At 67.8% G+C, this 9,435-nt stretch carries 8 protein-coding genes; 7 read left to right on the forward strand and 1 reads right to left on the reverse strand.

The genetic code is table 11. The features are described 5' to 3' along the window. The 5 genes from ACZO3G_RS13880 to ACZO3G_RS13900 all read left to right on the forward strand — a co-directional run. On the forward strand, nt 1-153 hold a 153-nt coding region (locus tag ACZO3G_RS13880; RefSeq protein ID WP_418427793.1), incomplete at its 5' end, for a BMC domain-containing protein. Between the two features lie 72 nt (nt 154-225). Further along, nucleotides 226-882, forward strand: a complete 657-nt coding sequence (gene pduL, locus ACZO3G_RS13885) for a phosphate propanoyltransferase (protein ID WP_101547911.1) — start codon at nt 226-228, stop codon at nt 880-882. A gap of 20 nt (nt 883-902) precedes the next feature. Then, nucleotides 903-1,154: a EutN/CcmL family microcompartment protein gene (locus ACZO3G_RS13890; protein WP_277138491.1), complete on the forward strand. Its 252-nt coding sequence runs from the start codon at nt 903-905 to the stop codon at nt 1,152-1,154. Nucleotides 1,155-1,188: 34 nt separating this feature from the next. Next, nucleotides 1,189-2,523 (forward strand): 4Fe-4S dicluster domain-containing protein, encoded by a 1,335-nt coding sequence (locus ACZO3G_RS13895; RefSeq protein WP_277138490.1) that lies wholly within the window; start codon nt 1,189-1,191, stop codon nt 2,521-2,523. A 2-nt stretch (nt 2,524-2,525) separates the two neighbouring features. Further along, entirely contained in the window at nt 2,526-3,071 is a 546-nt protein-coding gene (locus ACZO3G_RS13900) for a BMC domain-containing protein (protein WP_101547905.1), read from the forward strand. Nucleotides 3,072-3,136: 65 nt separating this feature from the next. On the opposite strand, the gene ACZO3G_RS13905 is transcribed toward ACZO3G_RS13900, so the two are convergent. Next, the gene (locus ACZO3G_RS13905) at nt 3,137-4,054 is read right to left on the reverse strand and encodes a transglutaminase domain-containing protein (RefSeq protein ID WP_276870641.1); all 918 of its coding nucleotides are present in this window, start codon (nt 4,052-4,054) and stop codon (nt 3,137-3,139) included. Nucleotides 4,055-4,188: 134 nt separating this feature from the next. Between ACZO3G_RS13905 and ACZO3G_RS13910 the strand changes: the two genes are divergently transcribed. After that, nucleotides 4,189-5,361 carry a transglutaminase domain-containing protein gene (locus ACZO3G_RS13910; protein ID WP_276870642.1) on the forward strand — a complete coding sequence of 391 codons (1,173 nt, stop codon included), beginning with the start codon at nt 4,189-4,191 and terminating at the stop codon, nt 5,359-5,361. A gap of 23 nt (nt 5,362-5,384) precedes the next feature. Then, nucleotides 5,385-9,435, forward strand: a 4,051-nt coding sequence (locus ACZO3G_RS13915; protein ID WP_486847347.1) for an Ig-like domain-containing alpha-2-macroglobulin family protein, incomplete at its 3' end; no start/stop codon positions are given.

A 9,435-nucleotide genomic window follows, 5' to 3' on the forward strand; every position in this document is an offset into this window, starting at 1 on the left:
GTGAGCGTCATGGTCCGCGGGGACGTCGGCGCGGTGAAGGCCGCCGTCGAGGCCGGCGGGGCCGCCGCCGCCCGTTTGGGCGAGGTCGTCGCGACCCACGTGATCCCGAGGCCGCACACGGATGTGGAGAAGATTCTCCCGCATCTGGACTGACCGCTTCCGGCAGGAAAAGCCCGCCGGGCGGGTCCGCCCGGCGGGAATTGACGAATAAAGGAGGCGGAGAAAATGGCCGTGGATGAAAAACTCGTGGAACTGATCGTCCGGCAGATTGTGGCACAGCGTCAATCCGGGGCGCCCGCCGGGCTGCCGCCCATCCCGGTGGGGGTCTCCGCGCGGCATATCCACCTGACGCGGGAGCACATGGACATCCTCTTCGGCAAGGGCAGCGAGCTCCACAACATCAAGGAGCTGATGGGCGGGCAGTTCGCCGCCCAGGAGCAGGTGACGATCCTCGGACCGTCCCTGCGGCCGATCGAAAAGGTCCGCGTGCTCGGCCCGCTGCGCAAGCAGACGCAGATTGAAATCTCGCGCACCGACACCTTCGTGCTCAAGGTGCGCCCCCCGGTTCGCCCGTCGGGCGAGATCCGGGGCTCGGCCGGGCTCACAATTGTCGGCCCCTGCGGGGTCGTGATCGTCGAGGAGGGCTGCATCATCGCCAACCGGCACATCCACATGTCGCCGGAGGACGCGCGGATCTACGGCGTGCGGGACGGCGACCTGGTCGAATGTCTCGCGGAGGGGGAGCGCCGGACGATGCTCTACGACGTGCAGATCCGGGTTGCGCCGAGCTTCACGCTGGAAATGCACATCGATACCGACGACGCCAACGCGATCGGGTTCACCGGCAAGCCGCAGGTGACGATCGTCAAACGCGGCGGCTGACCGGACGGAAGGGATTAACTATGGTATGCGGAAAGGTCACCGGCACGATCGTCTCCACCCGCAAGGTGGAGACGCTTGTCGGCTCTAAATTTCTCGAGGTCGAGCTCTACCGGAACGGCGCGCCGACGGGGGAATACCTCGTCGCGATCGACCGGGTGGGCGCGGGCATCGGCGAGCGGGTGCTCATCACCCGCGGCAGCGGCGCGCGCCTGGCGCTCGACGACCGCGAGACCCCGACCGACGCGGTGATCGTCGGGATCATTGACGAATGAGGCGGTTTTCCGCCGGGAAGGGAGGGGAAGCCCCATGGAACTGGAACTGCTGAGGGATACAATCGAGGCCGCCGGCGTGATCGGCGCGGGCGGCGCGGGGTTCCCCACCCACCGGAAGCTGGCGCGGGGGATCGACACGGTGCTGGTCAACGCCGCCGAGTGCGAGCCCCTGCTCTACACCGATTTCACCATTCTGCGGGAGCACCTCGACCGGGTGTGCGAGGGCGCGCGGGAGCTCTGCGACGCGATGGGCGCCGCACAGGTCCTCGTGGCGATGAAGGAGCACACCGCCCTGCGCCTCGGCGTCGCCCAGGGGGAGGAGCTCCCCTGCGGCGCGCGCGCCGCGCTGCTGCCCGACGTCTACCCGATGGGCGACGAGATCATCATGATCTACCAGGCGCTCGGCCGGGTCGTGCCGCCGGGGCAGCTGCCCAGCGCGGTGGGCGTGGTCGTCGTCAACGCCGAGACGGCCTACAACGTCTCGAACGCCGTTCGGGGCGTCCCAGTGACGGAGAAATGGCTTACGATCGGCGGCGCGGTGGAACATCCCGTCGTCGTGAGGGTGCCGGTCAACTGCGGCGTGCGCGCGGTCCTGCGCGCGGCGGGGGTAACGGTCCCCGCGGGGCATGTCGTCGTGGACGGCGGCCCGGCGATGGGCAATATCGTGAATCCCGCCTCCGCCATCGTGACCAAGAAGACCAAGGCGCTGCTCATCCTGCCGGAGGAGATCCCGGCGATCGCCAACAAGGCCGCGCCGGTCGAACGGCTGCTCAAACGGGTGCCGTCCGCCTGCTGCCAGTGCATGTACTGCACCGAGCTCTGCCCGCGCCACCTGCTGGGGTATCCGCTCCAGCCGCACAAGACGCTGCGGGCGGTGGGCGCGGGGGCGCCGGGCAACCCGGAGGAGTTGCTCACCGCGTCGCTTTGCAGCGGCTGCGGGGTGTGCACGCTGATGGCCTGTTGCCAGGGGATCGCGCCGTCGGCGGCGATGACCGCCGTCAAGCAGAGCCTGGGCAGGCACCGGATCGGCTACCGCGCGGACGGGCCGACGAAGCCGGACCCCGAGCGGGACTTCCGGATGGTGCCGGTCAGCCGGTTCAAAAGCCGGATCGGCGTGGCGAAATTCGACCGGGAGGCCGAATGGGCCGGCGACCTGCCGGTGGCGCAGGCCCTCTGGCGCCTGCCGCTCTCCCAGCATGTGGGAAAGCCGTCGGAGCCGGTCGTGGCCGTGGGCGACGAGGTGGCGGCGGGCCAGCTGATTGCGAGGGCGCGGGAGGGCATCTCCGCGGCGCTGCACGCGCCGGTCGCGGGAACAATCTCCCGCGTGACGGATACGGAAATTGAAATGACGACGGGCGAGGTGAAATAAGAATGGACTATGCGGTAGGCGTACTGGAACTGCGGAGCATCGCCCGGGGAATCGAAGCGAGCGACGCCGCGCTTAAATCCGCCGGGATCCGGCTTATTTCGGCGCAGCCCATCTGCCCCGGGAAGTTCGAATTGGTGATCACCGGCGAGCTCGCGCAGGTGAACGCCGCGATGGATCGGGTCAAAGCCGGCTTCGAGGAGAACCTGCTTGACGCGGTGCTGCTCGGGCGGATCGACCCGGCGGTGGTCAAGGCGCTGCTCGGCGCGCAGCCGGAGGCGAAGCGCGGCGCGCTCGGCACGATCGAGACCTTCACCGTCGCCAGCGTGATTCTGGCCGCCGACTGCGCGGTCAAATCCGCCGACGTGGAGATCCTCGAGCTGCGCACCGCGCGCGGCATGGGCGGCAAGGGGGTCGTCCTGCTGACGGGCGACGTGGCCGACGTGACGGCCGCCGTCGAGGCGGGCGCGCGCTACGCCAAGGAGCAGGGCGTGTTCGTGGGCCAGTCGATCCTCGGCGCGCCCCACGAGGAGCTTTGGAACTTCCTGTAAAAACATCAGCAAAGGAGGCGTCCGGCCAACGGCCGGACGCCTCCTTTTTTCATGCGGCGGAATTTTTATTTGGGCGGCTCGGGCATCACCGCGTAGATGGGCGGGGTCACGTCGAGCGCGACCGGGCCGGGCGGCCCGTGCTCGGAGAGCCAGGCCTCCCGCTCCGCGTCGAGCGTCTCCCGGAGGGCGTAGGGGTCGGGCCGCCCTGGCAGCGAAACCTCAGCGGGCGCGGGGGTGGGGACATACGCCTCGGGGCAGGCGGGGACGGCCAGCTCGGTGAGGATGGTTTCCCGCTGTCCGGGCGTGATCGCGCCCCCGTAGTAGGCCGCGAGGGATTCTCCCCAGCGGTGGTCGGCGAGCATCGTCCGGTCGTCCCGAAGGAAGTACCGGAAGCTCACCCGTCCCGATTTGACGACGTTCTGTTCGAGCTGCGGGTCGAGGTGGTACCATTTCCCGTCGAGCTGTACGACGGTCCACGCGTGGTCGACGAATTCCCCCTCGACCGAGATCGTGAGCCCCGACACATATTGCGCCTTGTAGCCCATCCGCCGCAGCAGCACGGCCATTGCGGCGGCAAAGTCCTCGCAGGAGCCGACGCCGAAGTGCAGCGGGCTGAGGGCGCGGTTTTCGAGGTAGGGGGGCGGCGCGTCCGGGTCGCCGTGGTACCGCCACGCGTCGAGGCCCACCGGGTCGGCGAAGTAGACGTTCTCGATAAGCCAGAGGTAGACTGCGCGGATCTCCTCCGCGGGCGGAAGCTCCCGCGCCAGAATCGGCGCGGCGATCCCGTCCGCCAGCGAGGCGATCCACGCGTTTTCGAGCGGCAGCGCCGCGCGCCCGGAGGGCGCGGGCGCGGCGCTCTCCGCTCCCGGCGGAGCCTCGGCGGCTTCGGAAGCGGCCGCCGGCGCGGGAGAAGGCGGCTTTGCCGGCGCGCCGCAGCCCGCGAGCAGGAGCAGGGACAGAAATAAAGCGGCGAATTGTTTCATAAGGGTTCTCCCGTCGGTTGGTACCCTCATTATAATGGGATAGGGCGGGAAAAGCAAATATTCGGTTGACAGCTGTCCCCTGCGGAGGGTACAATTTTGTTAATAGAGTGTGTACATCAGAGGGAGGTGCGGGGATGCGGCGGATGCTGGCGGCGGTCCTGGCGCTGCTTTTTTTGTTCGCGGGCTGCGCGCGGGCCGCGCCGCTCCCGGAGGACGAACCGCCCGCCGCGCCTGCGCGCCCGGAGGGCTACGCGCGCTCCCTGCTGGACGGGGAGGGGCGCGCCGCCTACGACGAACTCTGCTCCGCGGCGGAAGGCTGGCGGGTGGGGGAGGAGATCCCCCTTGCTTCCCCGGCGTCCGCACGGACGATACAGGCGGCGTACGACGCGCTGCTGCTCGACCGGGCGGAATTCTACTGGCTGCGCTGTGAAATCCCGGCGGGGGAGCGGGCCGACCGATTCACCCTGGCGGTGGAGGAGGGACTCACCCTCCCGGCGGTGCGGGAACGACAGCGGCAGATCGACGCGGCCGCGGACGCCCTGCTGGACGGCATGGAGGGCCTGCCCGCCCCGGAGGCGGCCGTGCTGGCGCACGACGCGCTCCTGCGCCGCGTCTCCTATGAGGAGGGCGCGCAGGGCGGTGACGCGGGCAACCTCTACGGCGGACTGGTGCGCTGCGGCGGGGTGTGCGGCGCCTACAGCCGCGCCTACCAGTACCTCATGCAGCGGCTGGGCGTGCCCTGCGCCTTTTTGAGCGGCACGAGCGTGCGGGGAATCCCCCACGCGTGGAACGCGGTGAAGCTGGAGGACGGGTGGTACTACGTCGACGCGACATGGGACGACCTGCCCGACGAGACCGGCTACCTCTACCACGACTACCTGCTCGTCACGCTGGAGGAAATTTCCCTCGAGCACTTCCCCGAGCCGGGGCAGTACCGCGAGCTTCCGCCGGGGGACTCCGACCGCTACAGCTACTACCGGCAGTTCGGCTACTGCGCCGACCTCGGCGACCCCGACCCGGTCGCGGCGATGGCGGCGGGCTTCGCCCGCCGGCTCGCGGATCAGCCGCTTCCGGCGGCCAAGCGGCCCGTCTTCCTCGAAATCAAGCTCTTCGGGGAGTACGAGGCGTTTACCCGCTGGCGGGATATCTACCACAGGGACATCTTCCCGTTGCTGCGTGCGGTTTCCGCTCGGCTGGAGGAGGAAAACATCCCGGTGGAAATCGACACGACCGGCTACATCGAATATAACTACAACGACAATACCCAGGTGCTGACGCTCTTCCCGAACGCGTCGGCGTCCGTATGAACGACCGGAAAGGAGAGCGCGCCATGTCTGAGTTTGACGACAACCGCCCGCAGAATGAAAACGGGGACCCCTCCCCGCAGGAGGAGCCCCGCCCCGCGCCGGAGCATTCCGGGGTGGACGCGGGGGCCGCGCCCCCGCCGCGCGATGGGAAGAAGCCGAAACTCAGCCGTCCCGCGCTGATCGCGCTGGCCGTGCTGGCGGTCTTCCTGCTGGTCGGGGCGCTGGGCTGGTTCATCACCCTCAGCTTCCCGAAAAACCCCGTCAACGCCCCGGCGGCGCCCGTGGAATCCGAGCCGTCCGGCGAGTGGAACTACCCCTCGCAGGACGCGATGAAGACGCTCACCGTCGACGATTTCTACCTGCCGCTCGACGGGGCGGTCCGCGTCCGCTGCGACGTTCCCGCCTCCCAAAACGGCCTGTCGGCCGGCTTCCTTGAGGAGAAGGTTACCTTCGACCCGCCGGTGGAATTCACCGTCGGGCAGGAGGATGAAAAGTGCTTCCTCCTGTATGTGGAGGACGGCAAAAACCTCAGGGACGCCCGGCTCAAAATCAGCTATTACAACAGCGACTACGACTACGAAACGGTGGTGGATTCTCACTTCTCCGCACGGGTGAGCCTCGGGGAGGGGGCGGCTGGAATCCCGATCGAGGGACCGATCTTCGTCGAGTTTTCCGACGAGCTCGACCCGGCGTCGGTCGCGGGACAGGTGCAGCTGCGCCTGCCGTCCGGCCCCGACGCGGAGGCGGAGGGCAAGGGGAGGAGCGTCCCCTGCCGGGTGAGCGCGGAGGGCAATCTCGTCAAGCTCGCGCCCGAGGCGATGCTCGATTATAACACGAACTACTCCGTGACGGTTCCGGCGGGCTTCGCCTCGAAGAACGGCCTGGCCCTCTCGACGGCGCGGGTGATGGAGGTGCGCACCGAATCGCGCGACTTCTCCCTCATCATGACCAACTGCGGGGTCAACACCTTCCACCCGGACGACGAGGTCGCGCTTGAATACCAGCTCGACACCGTCGCCAAAAAGGGACGCGAGGCCACCGTCACCCTCTGCCGGCTGACCGGCTTCGACCAGTACGCCGACATCCTGCTCGGCCGGGACCCGGAGAGCGCGCCCGAGGCGATCGGGCAGGCGCGCACCGAGCAGATGAAGGAGGGCCTCAACACGGTCGCCTTCCCGAACCCCGGCAGGGGCTACTACGCGGTCGTGACGACGGTCATCGACACCAAGACGAAGGAGCCGGTCACCGACTACAAGGCCTTCCAGGTTGCGACCGCCTCCCTCTACATGCAGTCGGCCCAAAAGCAGATGCTCCTCTGGCTCAACGACTCCGCCACGGGCGGCAGCCTCGCGGGCCACACCGTAAGGTTTACCCAGGACGGGAAGGAGGTCGCCTCCGCCGTGACGGGGGAGGACGGCAGCGCGGTCTTTTCCTTTGAGCCGCCCGCCTACGAGGACCCGGCCGCGGCGGAAAGCTACTACGGCAAGGGGATGCCCCCCGCCAAGCCGGTGCTCTTCACGATCTACGACCCGTCGGGCGTGCCGGTCTACGCGGACGTCACCCGCGGCATGACGACCGAGGCGTACTACTACGGCGGCGACTTCGGGCGCAGGGAGGACCGCTACTACGCCTTCTTCTATCTCGACCGGGCCCTCTACCGCCCGACCGACACGGTCCGCTTCTGGGGCTACCTGAAGCCCTACCGGATGAACCGCGGGGCCATGCCGTCGGCCGTGACGGTCACCCTCGACCCGGACGGCGTCAACCAGCAGGTGCGGGCGGCGGTCCAGGCGGACGGCACCTTCACGGGGGAATTTTCCTTTGAGCAGATCGTGAGCCAGGACTACGCCGTGCAGGCGGCCATCCCCTGCACCCCCTACACCGACCCCTACAGCGGCGAGGTGGTGTCCACCCGCGTCCTGGATTCGATCTACATCGACGTCAAGGAGTTCACCACCCCCGCCTATACGATCGCGGGCGAGGTCGACGGGATCATCTACCGTTACGGCGACGAGGTGACGGCGACGATCACCCCCACCTTCTACGACGGGACACCGCTCCCGAACTACCCGCTCGAATTCAGCCTCTTCAACCCCTACAGCGGCAACTTCGAGGCGGTGCGCACCGTGACGACCGACGCCCAGGGGGTGGCGCGCGTCACCTTCAAGGCGGGGGAGGGGGTCACCGAGGGCAAGTCCTCCTGGACGCCCCGGGCCGGTTACTACTACGTCAAAATCGCAAACGACGGGGAAAACGTCACCTTCCAGGGCCGGTACGTCTACGTCCCCGCCAACGTGATGCTGCGCCCCTCGCTGCGCTTCGGCGCGGACGGCAACGCATCCCTCACCGTGCTCGCCAACCGCATCGACCTGAGCCGCGTCACGAGCCGGGAGCAGGCGGACGGCCTGATCGGCGGCTACTACGACTACAACGACAACTACGACAGGAAGTACGACGTCCTCGTCGGCGAGCCGGTCGACATGCAGCTCTCCTTCGACGCGCGGTACGACTATTATGATCCCAAAGGGGAGTACCAAAGCGGGAAGGTCGGCGGCATGGTTCCGCTCACGGCCGGGCGCGGGACGCGGGAAGCCCTCATCGAGCAGGAGTTCGACGGGAACTATTACGCCTATGTGAGCGCGAGCGTCTCCTACCGGGCCAACGGCAGCGAGATCGTGGCGGGGGCCTACGCCGACAACGGCAAGCCGTGGCCGGGCGACCGGGACGCCGAGAAGGAGGCGATCCGCGGCTACACCTTCGACATCTACAAAAACGGCGCGCGCAAGCCGGTCCAGCAGTATGAGCAGTACCTCGCGCGCAGCTTCGTCGAGGCGGACGTGGGGGACACCCTGCGGTTTGAACTGCGGCACGAGGGCGCGCCGGTCGGGGACGCGAACGGCCGGATGCTCTACACCTTCCTCCAGGACGAGATCGTGGGGCGCGGCGGCGTGGGCGACGGGTTTGAGCTGACGGTGGGCCAGCAGCACGCGAACAGCATCCTCGTCGTGGCCGCCTACTTCGACGGGCGCGACGTGCACGCGGTCAGCAACGCCTACGTGCGCACCAAAAACGAGAGCATGGCGCTCACCGTCGAGGCGTCTACCGACAAGGAGGCCTACCGGCCGGGCGAGCAGGTGACGGTGAAGGCGAAGGTCACCGACCGCGCCGGCAGGCCGGTGAGCGGCGAGATGGTCGTGAGCGTCGTGGACGAGGCGATCTTCGCGCTGCGCGAGCAGTACTTCGACGTGCTCAACGAGCTCTACGGCGAGCTCGATTTCTACACCTACTACGTCTATAAATACACGACCTCCGCCGGGGACATCGACCCCTTCAACCAGAGCGGAGACGGCGGCAAGGGGGACGGCGACAACCTGGCGGCCTACGACAGCTTCCGCAAGAACTTCAAGGACACCGCCGCCTTCTATCCGCTGCGCAGCGACGCGAACGGGGACGCGTCGGTCACCTTCACGCTGCCCGACAACGTCACCTCTTGGCGGATCACAACGATCGCGATCGGCGACAACCTCTACGCCGGGTCCTCCAAGACGAATTTCGCCGCGACGCTGCCCTTCTTCGTAAAGCCGGTCATCAGCCCCAAATACATCGCGGGCGACGAGGTGGCCGTCCTCGTGCAGGGCCACGGCGACGCGCTCTCCGAGGGGGGTGAGATTTCCTACCAGGTCCGCGTAACCGGCGACGGGGTCGACCGGACCTTCAACGAGACGGGCAGGGCCTACCAGCCGGTCCAGCTCAACTTCGGAAAGCTCGCGGAGGGCGAATACACCGTCACGTCAACCGCGCAGTTCGGCGGGATGCGCGACACGGTGGAGCTGCCGCTCGCGGTCATCCACAGCAACCTCGAGCTTGTCGTCAACCGGGAGATCGACCTGCAAAAGCCCATCGACATCCAGGCGATGCGCTACCCCGTGACCATCACGATGTACGACGAGGAGTTCGAGCCCTACTATCTGAGCGTCTCCTCGCTGCTCACCCACTACTGCTTCCGCGTCGACCAGCGCATGTCGCGCTATGTCGCCAAGCAGGCGCTCTCGTCCCACCTTGAGCCCGAGCAGC

This window comes from Anaerotruncus sp., from assembly GCF_057433415.1.

What these genes read in the sequence shown, in the direction of transcription:
- pduL (WP_101547911.1), top strand. Translation starts at nt 226, where the DNA reads ATGGCCGTGGATGAAAAACTCGTGGAACTGATCGTCCGGCAGATTGTG.
- ACZO3G_RS13890 (WP_277138491.1), top strand. Translation starts at nt 903, where the DNA reads ATGGTATGCGGAAAGGTCACCGGCACGATCGTCTCCACCCGCAAGGTG.
- ACZO3G_RS13895 (WP_277138490.1), top strand. Translation starts at nt 1,189, where the DNA reads ATGGAACTGGAACTGCTGAGGGATACAATCGAGGCCGCCGGCGTGATC.
- ACZO3G_RS13900 (WP_101547905.1), top strand. Translation starts at nt 2,526, where the DNA reads ATGGACTATGCGGTAGGCGTACTGGAACTGCGGAGCATCGCCCGGGGA.
- ACZO3G_RS13905 (WP_276870641.1), bottom strand. Translation starts at nt 4,054, where the DNA reads ATGAAACAATTCGCCGCTTTATTTCTGTCCCTGCTCCTGCTCGCGGGC.
- ACZO3G_RS13910 (WP_276870642.1), top strand. Translation starts at nt 4,189, where the DNA reads ATGCGGCGGATGCTGGCGGCGGTCCTGGCGCTGCTTTTTTTGTTCGCG.